The sequence below is a fragment of the Sulfurimonas sp. HSL3-2 genome (genome assembly GCF_039645965.1).
Taxonomy (GTDB): domain Bacteria; phylum Campylobacterota; class Campylobacteria; order Campylobacterales; family Sulfurimonadaceae; genus Hydrocurvibacter; species Hydrocurvibacter mobilis.
Genome location: NZ_CP147917.1, coordinates 785112 through 805073, shown reverse-complemented (window position 1 = coordinate 805073; position 19962 = coordinate 785112). Strand labels below are relative to the sequence as shown.

The 19962-nt window shown below is 40.1% G+C and carries 22 protein-coding genes; 6 read left to right on the top strand and 16 right to left on the bottom strand.

Translation table 11 applies throughout. The features are described 5' to 3' along the window. The 4 genes from gatB to WCX87_RS04080 are packed head-to-tail and all read right to left on the bottom strand — an operon-like array spanning position 1 to position 2929. Positions 1 to 1425 (bottom strand): Asp-tRNA(Asn)/Glu-tRNA(Gln) amidotransferase subunit GatB, encoded by a 1425-nt coding sequence (gene gatB, locus WCX87_RS04095; RefSeq protein ID WP_345980772.1) that lies wholly within the window; start codon positions 1423 to 1425, stop codon positions 1 to 3. A gap of 10 nt (positions 1426 to 1435) precedes the next feature. Then, positions 1436 to 1987 (bottom strand): thiamine phosphate synthase, encoded by a 552-nt coding sequence (locus WCX87_RS04090; protein WP_345980771.1) that lies wholly within the window; start codon positions 1985 to 1987, stop codon positions 1436 to 1438. Continuing rightward, complete coding sequence (locus WCX87_RS04085) at positions 1962 to 2243, bottom strand: hypothetical protein (RefSeq protein WP_345980770.1); 282 nt, start codon at positions 2241 to 2243, stop codon at positions 1962 to 1964. The genes WCX87_RS04090 and WCX87_RS04085 overlap by 26 nt, the downstream gene beginning before the upstream one ends. Positions 2244 to 2251: 8 nt before the next feature. Next, a complete protein-coding gene (locus WCX87_RS04080) occupies positions 2252 to 2929 on the bottom strand; it encodes a F0F1 ATP synthase subunit A (protein WP_345980769.1) in 678 nt (225 codons plus the stop codon). Between the two features lie 139 nt (positions 2930 to 3068). Here WCX87_RS04080 and WCX87_RS04075 point away from each other — a divergent pair, with 139 nt between their 5' ends. Genes WCX87_RS04075 through WCX87_RS04055 form a run of 5 tightly spaced genes read left to right on the top strand, consistent with a single transcriptional unit; the run spans position 3069 to position 8227 of the window. Beyond that, positions 3069 to 4619 carry a nitroreductase family protein gene (locus tag WCX87_RS04075; protein ID WP_345980768.1) on the top strand — a complete coding sequence of 517 codons (1551 nt, stop codon included), beginning with the start codon at positions 3069 to 3071 and terminating at the stop codon, positions 4617 to 4619. Between the two features lie 17 nt (positions 4620 to 4636). Further along, entirely contained in the window at positions 4637 to 5863 is a 1227-nt protein-coding gene (locus WCX87_RS04070) for an NAD(P)/FAD-dependent oxidoreductase (RefSeq protein WP_345980767.1), read from the top strand. Between the two features lie 40 nt (positions 5864 to 5903). Further along, positions 5904 to 6461, top strand: a complete 558-nt coding sequence (locus tag WCX87_RS04065; RefSeq protein WP_345980766.1) for a LemA family protein — start codon at positions 5904 to 5906, stop codon at positions 6459 to 6461. Between the two features lie 3 nt (positions 6462 to 6464). Next, positions 6465 to 7433 carry a DUF3137 domain-containing protein gene (locus tag WCX87_RS04060; protein WP_345980765.1) on the top strand — a complete coding sequence of 323 codons (969 nt, stop codon included), beginning with the start codon at positions 6465 to 6467 and terminating at the stop codon, positions 7431 to 7433. Further along, positions 7430 to 8227 (top strand): EI24 domain-containing protein, encoded by a 798-nt coding sequence (locus WCX87_RS04055; RefSeq protein ID WP_345980764.1) that lies wholly within the window; start codon positions 7430 to 7432, stop codon positions 8225 to 8227. Before WCX87_RS04060 ends, WCX87_RS04055 begins: the two co-directional genes overlap by 4 nt. On the opposite strand, the gene WCX87_RS04050 is transcribed toward WCX87_RS04055, so the two are convergent. The 3 genes from WCX87_RS04050 to WCX87_RS04040 form a co-directional block, all read right to left on the bottom strand. Beyond that, a complete protein-coding gene (locus WCX87_RS04050) occupies positions 8201 to 8773 on the bottom strand; it encodes a YigZ family protein (protein WP_345980763.1) in 573 nt (190 codons plus the stop codon). The two genes, WCX87_RS04055 and WCX87_RS04050, sit on opposite strands and share 27 nt — an antisense overlap. 42 nt (positions 8774 to 8815) lie before the next feature. After that, positions 8816 to 9526, bottom strand: a complete 711-nt coding sequence (locus tag WCX87_RS04045) for a YebC/PmpR family DNA-binding transcriptional regulator (protein ID WP_345980762.1) — start codon at positions 9524 to 9526, stop codon at positions 8816 to 8818. Positions 9527 to 9665: 139 nt separating this feature from the next. Continuing rightward, complete coding sequence (locus tag WCX87_RS04040) at positions 9666 to 12035, bottom strand: hypothetical protein (protein WP_345980761.1); 2370 nt, start codon at positions 12033 to 12035, stop codon at positions 9666 to 9668. Between the two features lie 164 nt (positions 12036 to 12199). Between WCX87_RS04040 and WCX87_RS04035 the strand changes: the two genes are divergently transcribed. Then, on the top strand, positions 12200 to 12655 hold the full coding sequence (locus WCX87_RS04035; protein WP_345980760.1) for a hypothetical protein: 456 nt from the start codon (positions 12200 to 12202) through the stop codon (positions 12653 to 12655). 19 nt (positions 12656 to 12674) lie between these two features. Here the strand turns inward: WCX87_RS04035 and WCX87_RS04030 are convergent, their stop codons facing one another. The 9 genes from WCX87_RS04030 to tolB all read right to left on the bottom strand — a co-directional run bounded on the left by WCX87_RS04030 (position 12675) and on the right by tolB (position 19961). Continuing rightward, positions 12675 to 13433 carry an ATP-binding protein gene (locus WCX87_RS04030; protein ID WP_345980759.1) on the bottom strand — a complete coding sequence of 253 codons (759 nt, stop codon included), beginning with the start codon at positions 13431 to 13433 and terminating at the stop codon, positions 12675 to 12677. Positions 13434 to 13439: 6 nt separating this feature from the next. Continuing rightward, positions 13440 to 14132 carry a 5'-methylthioadenosine/adenosylhomocysteine nucleosidase gene (locus WCX87_RS04025; RefSeq protein WP_345980758.1) on the bottom strand — a complete coding sequence of 231 codons (693 nt, stop codon included), beginning with the start codon at positions 14130 to 14132 and terminating at the stop codon, positions 13440 to 13442. Continuing rightward, positions 14129 to 14845 carry a nitrilase-related carbon-nitrogen hydrolase gene (locus tag WCX87_RS04020; RefSeq protein ID WP_345980757.1) on the bottom strand — a complete coding sequence of 239 codons (717 nt, stop codon included), beginning with the start codon at positions 14843 to 14845 and terminating at the stop codon, positions 14129 to 14131. The genes WCX87_RS04025 and WCX87_RS04020 overlap by 4 nt, the downstream gene beginning before the upstream one ends. Before the next feature lie 4 nt (positions 14846 to 14849). Further along, complete coding sequence (gene fabD, locus WCX87_RS04015; RefSeq protein ID WP_345980756.1) at positions 14850 to 15788, bottom strand: ACP S-malonyltransferase; 939 nt, start codon at positions 15786 to 15788, stop codon at positions 14850 to 14852. Between the two features lie 32 nt (positions 15789 to 15820). After that, positions 15821 to 16615, bottom strand: a complete 795-nt coding sequence (locus tag WCX87_RS04010; protein ID WP_345980755.1) for a sigma 54-interacting transcriptional regulator — start codon at positions 16613 to 16615, stop codon at positions 15821 to 15823. Further along, positions 16563 to 17084, bottom strand: coding sequence for a peptidylprolyl isomerase (locus tag WCX87_RS04005; protein ID WP_345980754.1), 522 nt, complete (start codon positions 17082 to 17084; stop codon positions 16563 to 16565). Before WCX87_RS04005 ends, WCX87_RS04010 begins: the two co-directional genes overlap by 53 nt. Before the next feature lie 79 nt (positions 17085 to 17163). Further along, positions 17164 to 18090, bottom strand: a complete 927-nt coding sequence (locus WCX87_RS04000) for a tetratricopeptide repeat protein (protein ID WP_345980753.1) — start codon at positions 18088 to 18090, stop codon at positions 17164 to 17166. A gap of 3 nt (positions 18091 to 18093) precedes the next feature. Then, a complete protein-coding gene (locus tag WCX87_RS03995; protein WP_345980752.1) occupies positions 18094 to 18636 on the bottom strand; it encodes an OmpA family protein in 543 nt (180 codons plus the stop codon). A gap of 74 nt (positions 18637 to 18710) precedes the next feature. Next, entirely contained in the window at positions 18711 to 19961 is a 1251-nt protein-coding gene (tolB, locus tag WCX87_RS03990) for a Tol-Pal system protein TolB (RefSeq protein WP_345980751.1), read from the bottom strand. Position 19962: the final 1 nt, after the last annotated feature.

The following is a 19962-nucleotide window of genomic DNA, read 5'->3' as shown; positions in this document are numbered from 1 at the left end:
TTAGCTCAATTTTGATTTTAATATGTCATTTACCGCTTGAGGATTCGCACTTCCTTTTGAAGCTTTCATAGTCTGACCGACGAAGAATCCGAACAGTTTGTCTTTTCCGCTTTTGTATTCCGCGACTTTGTCTTGGTTTGCAGCGAGTATCTCATCTATGATAGCTTCGATAGCGCCTGTATCGCTCACCTGTTTTAGTCCAAGTTTCTCGATAGCACCGTCGACATCGCTTTCATTTTCCATCAGGTAGTCAAGCACCTCTTTTGCCGCTTTACCGCTTATGGTATTGTCTTCGATACGTTTGACTAGTGTCCCAAGTTTTTTCGCATCTACCGGTGAAGTCTCGACTGTCACACCGCCTTTTAGACGTCCTTGAAGCTCAACTGTAAGCCAAGTGACTGCATTTTTAGCAGTGATCCCCTCTTGCATCATCTCTTCAAAGAATTTTGCCATCTCTAAAGTAGAAGTGATGACCGAAGCGTTGTACTCGTTCATGCCGAAATCTTTAACAAAACGCTCTTTCTTCTCATCGGGGAGTTCAGGAATCTGAGTCGCTTCAGCGTAGATCTCGTCAGTCACTACCGCTTTAAGCAGGTCCGGCTCAGGGAAGTAACGGTAATCTGCCGCTTCTTCCTTCCCGCGCATACTTCTAGTCTCTTGTTTTGCCTGATCGAAAAGGCGAGTCTCTTGAACGATCTCTTGATCGTATACACCGTCTTCCCAAGCCTCTTTTTGGCGAGCGACTTCAAGCTCGATAGCTCTTTGGATGAATCTGAATGAGTTGATGTTTTTGATCTCCACACGTGTGTAAAGTTTCTCATCGCCTTTAGGACGGATAGAGACGTTTACATCCACACGGAAAGACCCCTCTTGCATGTTTGCATCGGAGATATCAAGGTATCTTACGATCGAGTGAAGTTTTTTCAAGTAAAGTATCGCTTCATCCGCACTTCTCATATCCGGTTCAGAGACGATCTCTAAAAGCGGTGTTCCCGCACGGTTCAGGTCTACTTTTGAAATATCGCCGTCATGGATGTTTTTACCCGCATCCGCTTCGATGTGCGCACGGTTGATACCGATGATCTTTTTGCTTCCGTCTTCAAAGTCGATCTCTAACTTTCCGTGTTCTACGACAGGAGTGTAAAGCTGAGTGATCTGGTAAGCTGAAGGGCTGTCCGGATAGAAGTAAGACTTTCTGTCAAAGTATGAAGTTCTGTTTATTGTCGCGCCTATGGCAGTCCCGAACATTACCGCTTTTTTGAGTACCTCTTTGTTAAAAACAGGAAGAGCTCCCGGAAGTGCTAGACATGTAGGACATGTATTTGTATTTTGTTGATGATTAAAACTTGTCGGGCATGAGCAAAAAAGTTTTGTTTTTGTATTGAGTTGAACGTGAACCTCTAGTCCTATGACTATTTCAAACATAAATATGACCTTATATAAATTTTCTTATTGATGCATAAGCAAACACACCGCATGATTCTACAGCTTTTACCTGTTCATCGGTCGTGATTCCGCCTAGTGCGATTATTTTAGTGTTTATTTTACCTACAATTTCTTTTAAATGAGCTAAACCCTTGGGAATTCCCTTGTTCGGCGTCGAAAAGATGGGGCTGTATGTCACCGCGTCAGCTCCGAGTCTGCTCACATACTCTATATCTTCTAGAGAATGCGTGCTGACTACGACGAAAAGTCCGAGCTCTTTTGCTGCTTGTATCTCATCAAACTGAGCAGATGTCAGGTGGACTCCGTAAGCGCCAAGTCTGTTTGCAAGCACATAGTCTTGATGTAAAAACGGCAGTATCCCTCGGCTCTTACATGCAGCGATAAATATCTCGGCGAAACGGACGTATTCGCTGTTTTCTTTGTCTCTGTAAAGAGCAAGATCCACTCTGTTTTTATCAAATATGGTTGAGAGTTGAGAGGTAAAAGTAGTGGTGTCTGTTCCGTAGTACGCGGGGTCAGTTATCAAGTAACTTTTTATCATCAAGTTGCTTTGCAATTTTTTCTAAGATCTGTGTCTGCTTTTTAACCTCGTCAAGACGCAGTCTGTTTACTCTGAACGAATCGATCAGCAGTGTTACGACTAATGAGATAAAAAGAAATACAAATGAGACTAAAAAAGCGTTTACAACACCTAAGAAAAGAAAGATCCTAAATGTTATAAACGTGCCTATGATAACAAAGGCTAAAGAGGCACCATGCAAAAAGCTGAGGATTCGATCAAACGTCGCTTTTTGCATGATAGGATTTAGTGGTCGTCAGAAACCGCGATAGCACCACCGATATAAACATAAGTAAGCATCATGAAGATGAACGCTTGTAAGAATGCCATAAAAGTAAGTAGTGCAAATGGAATGATAGGTAAGAACCAAGGCGCAAGCATAAGGATTACCATCAAGAACATATCGTCACCTTTAACGTTACCGAAAAGACGGAAGCTAAGAGAGATGATACGAGAGATGTGAGAAACGATCTCGATCGGGAACATTAACCATGCTAACCACCAAACCGGTCCCATGAAGTGTGCGAAGTAAGAGATAACACCGTTACGACGGATACCTTCAAAGTTGTAGTAGAAGAAAACTACTAAAGCCAACGCTAATGTAAAATCCAAAAATGCTGATGGTGCTTCAAAACCCGGAATAATACCGATAATGTTAGCAACTCCTACAAATAGACCGATTGTAGCAACAAGTGGAAGGTAGCGACGTGCTTCCTCTTTACCCATTACATCTGATCCCATTGCAAGTACACCGCCAAGGTATGCTTCTAGTATGTTTTGAGTCCCTGTTGGAACTACGCGTAGATTTGACACTGCAACTTTAGCCAGTACTAGTACGATAGCCGCTGTTAATAGCATGTGTGTCACAAATATGAAAGTATGGTTTTCTGAAATCAAACCAAAAAATGTAAATAATTCACCCATTCGAGAATGCCCCTGTCTTGAAATAATTGCGTGATTATAATAAAAATTGCATTAAATTATTCTTGTTGCACACTTGGATAATCGATTTGATTGAAATTTATTGCCTAATTTTTAAGCTTTTTGATGCATAATCCACCCTATGAATGATTTAAATTTAATACTCAAGTATCATGACCGTACTAAACATCAGCCAAGCAGATATGCTGCATCACTCGGCTATATGGACTGGGCGACGCAGCCTGACCCCTTTAGAAGTTACAAAGGTGCGAAGAAAGTGAAACTTCCTCTCGCACTTGAAAATTCAACTCCGCCCTATCATCTGATTTTTGACGATACGGCCGTTCCGCAGGCTCCGCTTCTTCTAGAATCTCTTTCACAGCTTTTTCAGTTTTCTCTTGGGATCGCGGCATATAAAAGTGCCAACGGCACCTCTTGGGCGCTGAGATGCAACGCTTCAAGCGGAAACCTGCAGCCTACAGAAGGGTATGTCGTACTTCCGCCACAAGTCGGAGTATCCGAACATACGACCATCGCCCATTATGCAGCGTATGACCACTCTTTGGAAATACTTAGCGAATTTGACACCTCTTTTTGGGAAGAGCTTCCTAAGGGGAGTTTTTTGGTATCGCTAAGCTCCATCCTCTGGCGCGAAGTGTGGAAGTACGGAGAACGTGCGTTTAGATATACGCAGCTTGATCTTGGTCATGCTCTAAGAGCCTTACATGTAAGCGCAAAGATGCTTGGATGGAACATCTCCTTAGTAGATGGATGCGATATAAAAGATATTGACACGCTTTTTGGATTTGACAAGAAGGAGCGGTTCACTCCTTACGAGTATGAAGAGAGCGACATCCTGCTTGTAGTCTCAAAGGAGAATGAGATTACATGTAAGATTGATACTCTTTTAAAAGATATGCCTCCTCACGATACTACTGTAGCGAACACTCTCAGCTCCAGCCACCATAAGTGGGATATCATCGGTGCAATAAACGATGCCACCCACTTCAATCCGACTTCAAGACTCCCTTTACATGTAAGCTCTTCAAACAAACGTGAACCGAGTGTGGAGGCAAAACAGGTCGTCATGAAAAGACGTAGCGCTCAGATGATGGATGCCGGACGCTCTAAGATAACAAAGAAGCAGTTTACGACCATACTCGAGAGCGTCAATGCTAAAAAAGCAGACGTGCACCTTGCACTCTTTGTCCATGATGTGGATGAGTTTGAAAGCGGTATGTACCTTTATGTAAGAGATGCTGATGATCTTAGTAACCTCAAAGGCCTTCTTGACGCATCGTTTGAGTGGAGCGAGGTGTATGAGGATCTCTACCTTTTAAGAAGAGGCAATTTCCGTGCCGCGGCAAAACAGATCTCATGCAGCCAAGACATAGCAAAAGACGGAGCGTTCTCTTTAGGGATGATATGCAAGTTCTCATCCCTGTTAAAAGAGGATAATCCGCAAAAATATAAAGAGCTTTACTATGAATGCGGGGCGATTGGACAGCAGCTTTACCTTGAAAGCACATCAGTCGGCCTCAATGCTACGGGCATCGGCTGTTTTTTAGACGATATCATGCATCAGCTTTTGGGCATACAAGACGCTTCGTACCAGTCGCTGTACCATTTTACCGTCGGACGCGCGATCGTCGACATGAGAGTACAAACGGAGCAACCCTACTTATATAGATAATTAGCTATAATTTTGCCATGAAAAAAATAGCTATTATCGGTGCCGGTGCGGCAGGACTGACCGCCGCGACCATCCTTGCCAGAAACAACATAGAAGTCGATATCTTTGAACAAAACGCAAAGAACGCGAAAAAGATACTGGTTTCGGGCAACGGTCACTGCAACATCACCAACAAAAATATAGATACTGCCAACTATATATCCGATAATCCCCAGTTTATCGAACAGACTCTAAAGCAGTTCGGGTTTCATGAGCTGGAAAAGTTCATGCACTCTATCGGACTGCTTCTATTTTCTAAAGATGACGGCAAATGCTATCCTCTCTCATACGAAGCAAAAAGCGTTTTGAGTGCTTTTGAAGAGACGCTCTCAAACCTTGACGTAAAGATCTTTAACGATCACAAAATAGACTCGATCATAAAAGATGAGAGTTTTACGCTTACATGTAAAGAAAAAAGTTACGGCGGTTACGATGTACTTATCATTGCAAGCGGACTCAAGGCGGCACCTCAGCTCGGCGGAAACGACGACGGAGTGAAGTTTGCTCACTCTTTTGGACATACAGTGCTAGAACTCTACCCTTCGCTTGTAGGACTTCACAGTGACTCTGTCTATAACGATATGCTCTCAGGAGTAAAGATAAGTGGAGAAGTTTCTGTCTATGTCGACAAGTTCAAAGAGAAAAGCATTAAAGGAGATATCCTTTTTACCGCTTACGGCGTGTCAGGTCTTGCCGTACTGGATATTTCACAAATAGCCTCTAAAGCCCTTTTAAACCATCAAAACGTCGAGATATCACTTAACCTTATCTCACAGTTCAATCCGCAGTCTTTATCCTCACAGATAGTTAATCTTTGCAAGACAGTGCCTCAAAACTCTTTCCTGTCAGTTTTAAGCGGTATCATCCCCTCTAAACTTGCAACTGTCATCTTAAAAGAGATGAACATAGACCCTAAAGTGCAAGCCTTACATGTAAACACGAAGATGATTAAAGGGATAATCAACAAGCTTCAGAACTACAGAGTGAAGATCATCGACACGCATGGGTATAAACATGCTGAAGTATGCGGCGGCGGCGTCGATACTTATGAAGTAGATGCAAAAAGTTTCGAGTCCAAAAAAGTAAAAGGACTCTACTTTGCCGGAGAGGTGTTAGACGTCATCGGTGAGCGCGGAGGTTACAACTTCCAGTTTGCTTTTGCATCAGGCTACTTATGTGCACAGCATATTACAAAATCAAAATAAATATATGTTAGAATAAAATACATAAAAACAAAGGAACAAAATGATGACAGTGATTATAGTCCTCGGTGTTATAGCTCTTATTATCGTACTTATGTACAACTCTCTTATAGCAAAGAAAAATCAAGTTGAGAATATATTCGGGGGTGTGGACGCCGTACTTAAAAAGCGTTATGACCTTATACCTAATCTCGTCGCATCTGTTTCAAGATATATGGAACATGAAAAATCGATACTTGAAAAGGTGACAGCGCTTCGTGCAGAGGCAAACAAACCAAATCTTAGCGACAAAGAGAAGATAGACCTTGATTCTAAGATCACTTCGGCACTCGGTTCGATCATGGTCGCAGTTGAGAACTATCCCGATCTTAAAGCAAATGAGAACGTTATGAACCTTCAACATAACCTCACGGAGATAGAGTCACAGATATCTGCAGCTCGTCGTGCATACAACCAGGCAGTCACCGACTACAACAATGCTATCGAGATGTTCCCTACAAACTTTGTGGCTTCGTTTATGAGTCTTACTAAAAAAGATGTCTTTGTCATCAGCGAAGATGAGCGCCAAAATGTAAATGTAAGAGAGATGTTTAAATCATAATATATGAAAAGTATCAGCCATCTTACAGATTTTTACTACAACACTCTTTACCCGACTCTGCAAGAGTTGGAAGAGGAGAGACGTGCTTTAAAAGACAAGATCGTTAAAATCGGTATTGTCATTATCGTCATTGCACTCGTAATACTCTATTTTCTAACAAACGGGTTAAAATCCATAAATCCGGACACCATTATATTCTTTGTATTTGCTCTTGCTGCAGGAGGTGGATTTCTCTATAAACTGATGGTAAAAGATTACGCTTCATCGTTTAAGACAAAAGTCATAGAGCCTCTTATACATGAGATAGATAATAATCTAAGATATAACCCTACATATATGATAGAGGAACATGTTTTTAGAAACTCCAAGCTTTTTACAAACAAGGTCGACAGGTACAGCGGTAATGACTATGTAACAGGAACGATCGATTCTGTTGATATAAGATTTTCAGATGTCCATGCAGAGCAGAAGCACAAGGACTCAAAAGGCAGGACTTCATGGAGTACGATCTTCAAAGGTCTTTTTATAGTCACTTCATTTAACAAACATTTCTCCAATTCTACTATAATTTTACCAGACAGTGCAGAAGGGATATTCGGTTCGCTTATAGGTAACTGGCTGCAATCAAACAACTTTACAAGAGAGCAGCTTGTCAAGATGGATGATCCCGAATTTGAAAAAGAGTTCGTAGTCTACGGAAGCGATCAGATAGAAGCCAGATATATCTTGACGCACTCGATGATGAAAAGGATCTTGGACCTGAAGAAAAAGACAGGGCAGCCTGTATATCTCTCTTTTATAAACGGTGAGATGAACCTGGCCATAGAGTACAATAAGGATCTCTTTGAGCCGTCGGTGTTTAGATCGCTTTTAGAGTACAAAGTCGCTATGGAGTATGTAAAGACTCTGCAACTCACGATAGCGATCATAGAAGAGTTAAAACTAAATCAAAGATTATGGAGCAAGCGATGAAAGAGAATGAAATATTTATAGCAAGCGTAAAAGACTTCTTCACTCTAAAGATGATGAAATATTCCGTAGCTCCTTTTATCGCTACGATGGTCCTCATCTATGCTCTGTTTTTCTATTTTGCAGGATCAACCATACAACAGCTGCATAATGCGACTCTGCATGTAGAGCAGACACAGTCAAATGTCATCGACGGTGTGGAAAATACCGACTCTTATGTGGCAGACTTTCAAGGTTCTTCCGTCGTAGAGTTTTTAATGGGACATGCCATCACGGCATGGATCGTGACATTTCTATTTTATACCATAGGAAGTATGCTGGCTCTTGTCGTCTCCATATTTATCGCCGTCATCGTGATAGCCTTTTTGACCCCTTTTGTGTTAAAGGAACTTCAAAGGAGGCATTATGCCGATGTCGAGATGAGAGGACATGACAACATTGTCATCTCGATGCTAAAGGTCTTAAAATGGCTGTTAGCTATGCTTCTTATGCTGATAGTCTTCATACCGTTTTATTTCGTACCGATACTAAACGTCATCATGTTCAATATCCCGATGTACTACTTCTTTCATAAGATGCTTACTTATGACGTGACCTCAAACATAAATACGAACGAAGAGTATAAAAAGATCATGTTCTTTGCAGGCAACGACATACGTATCAAGACATTTGTCCTGTATCTTGTCTCACTTATCCCGTTTGCGATTCTTTTTGGCGGTATCTTTTATGTGATCTTTATAGGTCATGCATATTTTAGAGAGACAAGAGAGCTAAGACTGAGTAACAACTCTATCTAACTTCGCGAACAAGCACTCCAAAGCCGATCTTTCGGCTTTGATCTTAAACACTACATCCGTCTCAAAACTCTTCTCGACTATATCCACTTCGCACTGCTGACACTCGTACTCTACTCTTCCTATATCCGTATATGCGAATGTGATAAGAGCCGTTTCCTCTTTTTTGTATTCGATGAGTTCTGCGGCATTTACCGCCATATTGACAGCATCACTGTATGCACGGACAAGTCCTCCCGTGCCCAGTTTCGTGCCGCCGAAATAGCGTACGACGATCACACCCGTATTTACCAGTTCTTTTCCCTGCAGGACTGAAAGTGTCGGCTTGCCTGACGTGCCTTTTGGCTCACCGTCATCGCTTGAGTTCTCCACGATCTGGTCAAACTCGTTGATATATCGGTATGAGGTCACAAAATGTCTTGCTTTTGGATGTTCCTGCTTAAGTGTTTCTAATGTAGATTTGTACTCGCTGTAGGGCACGAGATGCGCTATAAATTTTGATTGTTTCTCTTCGTAGGTTGCAGTGGATTCTTTTTGGATTGTATGCATCAATATATGCTTACATGTAAGAGGGACTCTTACATGTGTTCTTTATGCGATATTTGTAAAGATATGCTGGATATCTTCATCGTCTTCTAGTCTGTCGATCATCTTGTTGACGACTTCTAACTGCTCATCTGTCAGTTCTATAGGAGTATTTGCAATACGTTGCAGTTCCGCTTTTTTCAGCTCTATACCAAGCTTTTCAAAAGCATTTTGAAGGTTTCCGAAATCTTTGTAATCAGCAGTAACTAAAACAACACCCTCTTCCTCTTCGATCTCTTCAAGACCTGCGTCTATCAGCTCAAGCTCAAGCTCTTCAATATCCATATCATCAGTCTTATCGAACTCAAAGATCGCTTTACGAGAGAACATAAACTCTAATGAGCCGTTTGTCAGAACTTCCCCGCCGTTTTTATTTACAGTCGATTTTACGTTTGCGACAGTACGTGTGTTGTTATCAGTCGCACACTCTATGAAAAGTAGTACACCGTGAGGTGCTTTTGCTTCAAAGTTCACCTCAAGCATCGCAGCCGTATCTTTTGCCGTAGCTCTTTTAATCGCCGCTTCGATGTTGTCTTTAGGCATGTTTTCAGCTTTAGCATTTAAAATAGCTGTACGAAGTCTCGGATTCATATCAGGATCAGTACCACCCTCTTTTGCCGCCATAGTAATAATTTTTCCAAGTTTTGGAAATACTTTAGACATATTTCCCCAACGTTTCATTTTAGCTGCTTTTCTATATTCAAAAGCTCTACCCATAATTATATTCCTATATAAAATATTTTGCGTGATTATATCAAACTCTGTTTTAAGAGGTTGTTAAAAGAAGGTTATTTATTCAGCAGGCGGAGGAGAATCCGCGTTGCTGAGTGAAAATTTTGCTTTGGAGTTTGGAATATTACTTCCAAGTAGTTTCAACTATATGAGCTGATTTTTTATACGGGAATTTTTGAACTAGCTCTTTAACACCCATTTTTTGATCGCCAGATCTCATGAAGTGCGCTAAAGTAACTGAAGCCCAGTAATCGTTCTCGTATGCCGTACCTTTAAGTTGAACAGGTACACCTTTATCATTTACCGTGTGACATGCCGCACATGTTACAGGACCTGTATACTCACCGTCAGGGCTGTATTGAAGTGCTTGTTCATGTGTTGTGATATCGACAGTTCTGTTTTTACCGTCATAGCGAGTAGAGTACAGACCGTGAGTCGATTCGTGACAAGACTGACATGCTATATCGCCGTGACCTTTTGAGTAACGGTATAGTGAATGTTTGTTGTTTTGATCGATCGGGAAGTAGTCTCCACCCATACTCTCGACAAACGGTGCCGCGTGACAATCCGCACAGTGAGGCTCAGCCGCACTTAACCACCAGTCATTACCGCCAGAAGCTGCTGCATATGGAACATTTCCGCCAGTTGGATGATTCCAAGGTTTCAGATCAAGTTTACCGTCTTTACCGACATTTTTAACAAGTGTAGCCGATTCATGCTCAGTATAATAAGCCTGAACTTCGTTTTTACCTGTCGTTTTCGGATCGATCAATGCATTGAACTGTTTCATATCGCCTTTTGTAAGCTCTTTTACGATCGTTTTAAGATCTTTATTACGCAGTGTTTTACCCTCTTGAGTAGCTGCATCTTTGAGATCATCATGTTTATAAAGATCTTGAGCGATCTTCGTATGACAGTTCGTACAGTAAAGTCCTCTTAACTCTTTAGTGTCTTTACCCTTCTCATCTTTTGTACTCACGTTAGCTAAAAGATATTTACCTACAGAGTTCAGGAAGAACGGAGGTTTTGCATTTGGGTTAGAGTGTGCATCACGACGAACGTAACATCCACCGCCGCTTGTACGGATATCTTTGTCATTAAAACGACCTTCACCATAACGGTCTGAAACACGAAGCGGGTTCGTATCATCATTCATAGACGGATCTTGGAAGTGTGTTGGGTGACAAGATTGACACGCTTGACTTCTGTCAGCACCGTCAGGCATAGGAACCATACCTAAGTGGAAACCGTGGATCGCTTCTGTTAAAGTCTTCGCTTTTACAGTTTTATATCCTGTTGCTCCCGGACGAGGCTCTTGAAGGTTTCCTGAAACGTTATCTCCGTGACAGTCTGCACAGTTGATCTCACCTGTCTGACCTAAACGGTTCGATGATGCAGTAGAATCATAGTGGCTCAAGAACGTAGTCCCGTGATGTTTATCATGCAGACTCAAGATGTTGATAGACGCTTCTGAAAGTCTAGCCATATACTCACTCTCATCCGGATATGTTTTCCAGTAGTTGTACTCTTCATCTGAAGATTTCAGCCCCTCTTCTCTTGCCATCTTAGCTGCTTTACCCTCACGAGAGTGACACGCATAACAGTTAGGGATATCAACCGGATTCGTACCGAAATACTCAGCTATCTGACCATGATCGATAATAGGTCTGCCGTTTTGATCATGTAGCTGTACCGTTGATTTTTGAAACGGTTGAAAATCTCTTTCAGTCACAGAACGGATACTTCCGCGTCTTGTACTGTCGTTAAACGCAGTCAAAGGAAGTCCAAGTGCATCCCAAAGATGTGAAGCAGTAAGTTTTAACGCAATATCAGTAACCCCGGGAACTAAAGTATCTGTAAATACGATGTTACCGCCGTCTTTACCCGCATACTCCAGATAACCGCCTGCAATACTTTTTCCTGTCGGACCGGCATCGACTTTTACTTTGATATCTTTACCTACATAAAGACGGTCTTTTTTCGTCGCACCCGCAGGTTTAGTACCCTCTAGATCTTTATAAATAAACAGGTGTTTCCAAACATAGTTGGCAACGTTGTCTCCGGCACCGTCCATACGTCCGTCACCGTCAACATCTTTCATAACGCTCCAGTACTTCATCTTATTACCTTCAGAATATGAATTATCCTTCGTGTAATAGTAAAGTTTTTTATTGTCATTTGGAGTGATCAGTGCAGGAAGAGCCCCCTCTTTACCTGTTTTGATCGCTTGTGACTGGATAGAGTTGTATGGAGGTATGACACAACAATAACTCATCTCAAAACCAACACAGTGCATTCCAAGTTCATAGTTTACAAATATTCTATAATCCGTTGCGGGATTATAAGCTTTTATTGTAGTTCCATCACTTTCATACATAACCGGTTGCAGTTTTGATAACTTAAATGGTGGATTTTTATCATATGCACTTAACGATACAGCAGCACCAAAAAGCAGTGCGACAGCAGCAGAAAGTTTTAACGCTTTTCTTACCATTTTTGTTTTCCCCTTTTTATTTATAATAGTAAACACAGTAGTGTTACATAAGAAATCTTAATTTTACTTGATAGTTGTTTTATTTAAAATTATTATATATCGCATGTGATAAAAATGTAATATTCTTATAATTTGATATAATATTCTTTTTAAAAGGATTTTATGTGAGATCGTATTCTAAGTTAAAACATTATATTTTAAGTGCTTTTAGAGAAATCTTTATCTACCACCATAACTCCCTGTTTTTCAGGGCAAAACTTTTTGCTCTTCTTATCGTTGTGGATGATGAAGAGTATGCGGATTACTATATAAATCTAAGAAGTGCGGCACTCAAGATCTATGAGGATCCAGATAGAGCGGAACTATTGGTACTGACGACAAAAGAGCTTGTCCAAAAAGTAAAAAAATCAAATGAATTAAATGCAGATAAACTGATAGAATCGATTGTACAAGAGTTAAAAGATATACCAAGATATGCAAAAAAGATCGATAAAGAGATACTTACATCTCTGCTTGAAGTAACACATAACGAAGAGGTAAAAGTATACCAGGAAAGAATAGTCGAGTTCTTAGACAACTTAAAAACAGAGATCTACGCAAAGTATAATCTTTCAGACTGATTATACTTTTACATAAAGTTTAAAGTTTAAACTTCTCCACGTCAAAAAAACTATCTTCAGAGATATTTTTAAAAGCTGCATTAAGAGATACGAACAACGACGGATACTTCTGTTCCATCTCAAAAAGCATCTCTTTCATGTCGGCTCTTGCATGAGGCATCTTTATATCAAAACGCATAGAGGGACATGCCTCGTCACCGATTGTCGGCATACCGTTTTCTAATGCAGCAGCTGCAAGCTGACGTTCACGAAGCTGGATCAGCGGACGTATAACTATAAGACCGTTGTCTGCTCTGTATTTCGGTGCTAAAGAGCGCATCTGACCGTTATAGATAAAGTTCATAAAGAAGCTCTCTGCAGCATCATCGAGATGGTGTCCAAGAGCCACTTTATTACATCCGTACTTCTCTGCTGCACTATAAAGCGATCCTCTTCTCATACGGGAGAAAAAGCTGCAAAAAGAGGAGTTCTTTCGTATCTTGTCTTCAGCAAGATCATAGATGTTCGTGTCGTATATCTCGTAAGGGATCTCATGTTCGGCACAGTGAGCTTTGAGCTTGTCAAAGTTCTCATTCATCCCGTAAGAAACCGTTACGGCTAAAAATTCAAATTTAAAAGGCGCACGGCGCTGCTGCTCTTTTAACGCATGCACAAGTGTTAAAGAGTCCTTTCCTCCGCTAAGACCGACTAGGATCTTATCGCCCTCTTCTACAAGGTTAAACTCGGCATTCGTCTTGCCGAGTTTACTCATTATCTTTTTAGAAAGTTTTATAGACATGAAAGATTATTCAGCAAGTTTTTCTACCATTTTCATAACGAAATCGGCACTTATCTTTGCACTGCTTTCTAAAAATTCGTCAAAGCTGAAACTAGCATCCATATCTGCCGCATCGCTGATAGCACGAAGAATGAAAAACGGTACGTTTAAAGCGTTACAAACGACTGCGACACTTCCACCTTCCATCTCTAATGCATCGGCATTAAAAGTCTCACCTATCCAGTTTTTACGCTCTTCGTTTGCAACAAATTGATCACCTGTTGCTATGATCCCCTCTTTTACATGTAAGCCCATATCTGCCGCTACGCTTTTAGATAGTTCGATCAGTCCTTTGTCTGCTTCCACATAAACAGAACCCTCAGGAACATATCCGTACGGGTGACCGAATGCCGTGATATCAAGATCATGTTGAGAAAGTTTTGTAGCAACTACCAGGTCACCTACTTTAAGATCCGGACTCACTGCTCCTGCTACACCGCTGAAAAGTAACTTTTTTGCACCGAAATACTCTATCATCGTAGTAGCCGTAAGTGTTGAAAAAACCTTCCCTATTTTTGAGTATGCGATAACAAGATCGACACCCTTATATGTTCCTTCATAGTACTTATTGCCTGCATATTCAGTTGTCAAATACCCATCTAAACGCTCTAATATCGGTGCTATCTCTTCGGGCATCGCGCCCATTATTGCTAATTTCAAATCTCTACCTCTACTGTTTCTATTTTTTCATCAAAAAGCGGTAATCTATGTAAGATATTCGCATTGTTGTCCACAACACAGCTTCCGCCCCAAAAGCCTAGACCGTCCTCAAAACCGACACGATTTACGAAGACGACCTTTGTATCACAATGTAATGCCAATGACTTGATGAGTGCATACCACTGGTCTTGGATCGTCAAAGAATCATCTTTAAATCCGCGTGCCGGAGATGCTACAAGTACATAGACTATTTTCGGTCTTTTATAAAAAAGCTCTTTTACCGTGTCGGGATGCCATAGATCCTCACATACTAAAAGTGCAGTCTGTCCGTAAGGTGCCGTAAATGCTTCAAACTCTGTTCCGCTGTCAAAGTATCTTGCTTCTTCAAACATCCCGTAATTTGGCAGATGGACTTTTTTATGGATGTTTAACAACTCGCCTTTACTAAAATAAAGCGCGCAGTTAAAAAACTCATTTTCTATTTTAAGTGCACCGCCGACAACGATATCGATCTCTTTACTTGCTTCACACAGCGGCTGCAGTTCATCTACAACAAATGCGTCTTCAAGCAGTTTATCCTGTAGAAGATAACCGTTTAGTGCAAGCTCACAAAAAACTATAACATCACTCTTACATGTACGGGTTTGCTCTAACACAAAGCCCAGATTCGTTCTGTTAAGTCTAGGAGCGTTCTGAACTAAAGTTATCTTCATCGTCTTACGCTTTAAGTGCTTCTATGACACTGTTTAAAGAGTCCATATCCGATACGTTTAAAGTCTCTTTATCTTTTGCTATTCTACGGTTTAGTCCTTTTAAGACATTCCCGTTACCAAACTCTATAAAAAGATCGATATCGCCGGCTACCGCTTCGATAGACTGTTTATATTTTACAGGTTTTACAAGTTGGTCTTTTAAAAGAGCGATAGCTTCATCTTTCGTACTGTAAGGTTTTGTCGTTACATTCGAGATGATCGGTGCCGTGAAGTTCTCTTTTACCATCGCTTTCATAGCCTCTTCTAAAGGTACTTGTGCAGGTGAAAGCAGTTCACAGTGGCTTGCGACTGACATATTTAAAAGTATCGCACGTTTTGCACCCGCTTCTTTAAATGTACTTTCCATAGACTCTAGGTCTGCTTTCATTCCCGCAACGACCACTTGACCGTCTTGGTTGAAGTTTGCAGCCCATACTTTTTTGCCTTCTGCTCTTGCATCTGCACATACTTTTTCAACACTGTCGTCATCAAGACCGACAAGTGCCATCATCCCTGCTTCTATGCTGTCACACGCTTCTTGCATCAAAGCACCGCGCTTATGAACAAGCTCGACCGCATCGACATAATCGATCGCACCGGATGCACAAAGAGCACTGAACTCACCTAATGAATGCCCTAAAAAAAGAGCTGCGTCTGTAGGATTAGCCTCTTGAAAAAGACGGTAAGCGATAACGCTGACTAATAAAATAGCAGGCTGAGTATAAGCAGTCTGAGCCAATTTGTCATTTTCTTCAAATAACAACTCTTTAAAATCAACACCTATTCTTTGTCCGGCTTTGTCAAACATTTCACGTGCTAATTCACTACTCTCATAAAACGATCTACCCATACCTATAGTTTGACTTCCCTGTCCAGGAAATATCATCGCTATCTTTTTACTCATTTAACTCCCTATTTTGTGATAAATAAATTCTGTTACAGCCCGTATTCGCTGTTTTCTGCGATCTTTTTACGAAGCGTGTTTCTGTTTAAACCCAGTTTATCTGCCAGCTGCAGCTGTGATTTAAACTTTTTAAGTCCTGCACGGATAAGAGGAACCTCATATATATGCAGATTATTTCTATAGTCGTTATTCGTACCTATCTTGTCTTCAAGATAGTTTTCTATCAGGTGCATCAATTCGTTTTGACTGATATTTTCTAAAAAAGAGTATGAAAATATCTGTTTTTTTAACGATATCGAATTGTCTGAAATATCGGGTATAAAGTTTGTCTTATTGAATTTTATATCTTCTCTAACTATCTCTTTTACTTCATCAATATAAAGATCTATCAAAGCCTCAACATCTTCCATTCTTTTACTTAATGGGGGAAGGTCAAACTTTACACTAAATATATCATCGTATAGTTCACCTATGTTTGTACTCGAACACGTCGCTATTACTCTGATTTTTTTATTTTTTATCGCTTGAAAAACTCTTTGAATATTTGGAGAATTGTCTATGTTCGTTATTATTATCTCATTTGAACTTTCGATCGCTGTCAATAGTTCATCAAAAGATGATGCATCGATAATAGAAGCATTAGGAACAATATACTTTGCCAGCGTCTTTTTACCTGTGCCTCTCTCACCGTAAATAAGAGTATTTACGGTAAGAGTTTTTAGTAAATTTGCTGTTTTAAACGCCTCTTTTGAAGCATTTGAAGCGGTAATAAACTTAGTGACAACCACAGCCACTGCCGCCGCCAGTACCACAACAACCAGAATCATCTACTGCATTTTCTGCAGGGATTCCGCTCATCGCTTCTTCAGCAGATGCATCACGAATATTATTGATAGCAACAGTAAACATTAGATCTTTACCAGCTAATGGATGGTTGAAGTCGATAACAACAGAACCGTCTTTGATCTCTTTAACGATTACTTGTACAGTCGAACCGTCTTCACCTTGACCGTAAAGGCTCATACCTTCGCTTAATTCGATACCTGCGAACTGCTCGCTTGGAAGTTCTTGAAGAGCTTCAGCGTTATAAGTACCGTATGCATCTTCAGCTTTTACAAGTACATCACCTTTATCGCCGATAGCCATATTCTCGATACCTTTTTCAAGACCTGGAATGATTTGACCTTTACCGAACATAAATACTAATGGCGCACCACCAACATTGCTATCTACTACAGTATCACCATCACGTACTTCATACTCAATAGATACTATTTGATTTTTTTCAATTGCCATATTTTCACCTTACAAATATATTTCACGGATTGTATCATTTCTAATTTTCATATAGGCTGAAACATAAGATATGATACGATTATTTTAAGCTAGCAAGTAGTTTTTTAGCCTCTTTAGCTTCCGATGAGTTGGGATAATTACTTATCAACGCACTCAAAAACTTTTTAGCATTACCGGTATCTTTTGTTTTTTGCATAGAGATAGCAGTATGTAGCATCAAGTTTGGCATATAGCTCGCTTTAGAGTACAGAGTCGCACTCTCTTTAAAGTATGCGATCGCTTCGCCGTAGTTCTTTCTCTTATAGTTCATCTCGCCAAGCATATAGTTTGAGTAAGCCGGCTTGTATTTTTTAGATACCAGATATGTAAAATATTCGATTGCTTTCGTATAGTTTTTACTATCGTAATACGCTCTGGCTTTCGTATACACTTTCGGCGTACCTAGAGAGTCTAAAGATGAGCCTGAAGCAGAAGATTTAGACGATGACTTAATAGTCGTACCGACAAGTTTTTTGAACTCATTGATATCTTTGACCAGCCCGTTAAACTCGTCTTTTGATACATAATTGGTATTGATACTGTCTACTAATGTCGACATCTCCGTTATTAAAAGCTTTAACTTCTCGATATTTTCCGTATTTGACTGTATAAGGGCATCGATCTTGTCATTACGCTCTTTTTGTGCGGCAGAATCATCTTTCGAGTTTTGCAAAAGTGTATTTATATCTGAACTGTTTTTATGAGATTTATCAGCGATACTCTCGATAACAGTTTGAAAACCGTCCACTCTTTCACGAAGTGAATCTACTTTATTGTCTACTGATGATGTTTTTCTATCAAGACTTTCGAGTTTTTGTTTATTGCCAAATATTGCTTTTTCGCTTGTTGTGAGTCCATAAGGCGATGCAGAGTCTAGATCACCTGCTCCAAACGCAGAAGGTTCAGAGCTTAGCAGTGATATAGGAAGAAATGCAGCAATTAATACTAAAGGTATACTGCGTTTCATAAGTTACGGAAGAAGTTTGAAATCTACGCGACGGTTTTTTTGCCAACAATCTTTTGTTTTTTCATTACAAACAGGAGCACTTTTACCATAACTTACCATAGAGATACGTTTTGCGTCAACACCTTCGTTAACTAGTTCAGTTTTAACAGTTTGAGCACGTTTAAGACCTAATGCGAAGTTGTATTCATCACTTCCCCACTCATCACAGTTACCTTCAAGTTTGATAGAATATGCATTTGCAGCAGCTTTAGCGATAGCAGCATCTTTAGCAACGCTGTCTTTCATGTCATCACGAATTACAAATTTATCAAAATCAAAATATACAGAACTCATGCTGTTTTCTATGTTAGCCATAGTCATCTCGTTCGAATCAGCTTTCATTGTTTCGTCAGATGCCATACCCTCACCGGCTACGCTTTCAGTTTGAACAGTTGAAACCTCTTCTACAGGAGCTTTGTTAGTTTCATCTACTGTCGGTTTGTTTGAACTACATCCGCTTAATAATAATACTGCAACAGCAGCGCTTGAAAGTATAATATTTTTCATTACACACACCCTTATTTATGAAATATCCGCTATTGTAACGAAAAATAGCAAATATGTACATATAAAATTTAGCATTACCAGTCGATTGATTGAATTTTCCCGTAACTAAGTGGGAAAAGGTAATTTTTGTTATATTTTAGTCTGATTATCCCCAGCGAGCTTTGTTCCATATAGTTTTTAATAAATAGTATCGCATCACCGTCTTGTGAAAATCTTGGAAACTCATTCATCCCCGTAGCCGTCAAACGTCTGATAAAATCCGTTTCCGTAGAGATCAGGTGCAGGTTAAATGTATTGTCCGAAAAGTTATCCGAGCTCTCTCTTGATTTATAGACCACATACTCGTTATGAGCACTGCACGAAGAGTTGCTTTTACCGTAATATACCAACTGTTCCACACCCTTCTCACCTATGACTTTTGAAAAGACATTCGGATAACCCAAACGGTTAGATACAAATGCGATCTTATTGTCTTTCATGAACTGGCCGTTAACGTCTATGCCGCTGTATGTCGTCAGACGTGTCGTTTTCTTTGAATCTACGTTGTACATGTAGATATCAGGCTGACCCGAAGGTGCCATAGTTACAAGCAGTCTCTTGCTGTCCATACTAACGTCTGAACAGACGATCATACCGTCAGATGAAAGTATATTTGTGACCTTTGCCGTTTTGATATCGACTCTTTTAAGTGTCGGTTTTTTACCGCTTAATGATGTATAGTAAAACGATGTCTGTTCTTTATTCGCCCATTTTGGGAAAACATTGAGTCCGCCGCTTACTATTCTTTGAGAAAAAGCAAGTGTATAGTCACAGATCAATATCTCACTTTGTGCAGGAGAGATCAAACGAGCTAAAAGTATCTTCTTCTTCATCCACTCTACAGGTTCTGCACCCATAAATTTATTTACATCATATGCCATAGCATGAGAGACAAATACATAGAGCTTTTTATTTTTGATCCTATAGCTTTTACTCATCAGTTCCGTAGAATTTTTTAGGATCTTCATATCTACATTTAAAGCTTGATTGTCATCTTCGTGCAGTCTATATCTTAACACATAGTCTTTGTCTTTGTTTTCGACTACGACATCAGTATCGTTATAGTGTGTTATGTAGTTATGACGATCGACGTTAAAAAGCGATAACACGTTTAGATCACTCACCAAAGCTTTAAAAAATCTCTTTTTAAAGACATCGTCATAACTTATCGATGAATCTTCGACGCCTATTGTAGGCAATGTATCGACTTTTTTTACTACTTCTATCGTAGCATCTGCACCAAATGATAAAGTTATAAAAAACAACAAACTTAGTAAAATACGCAAA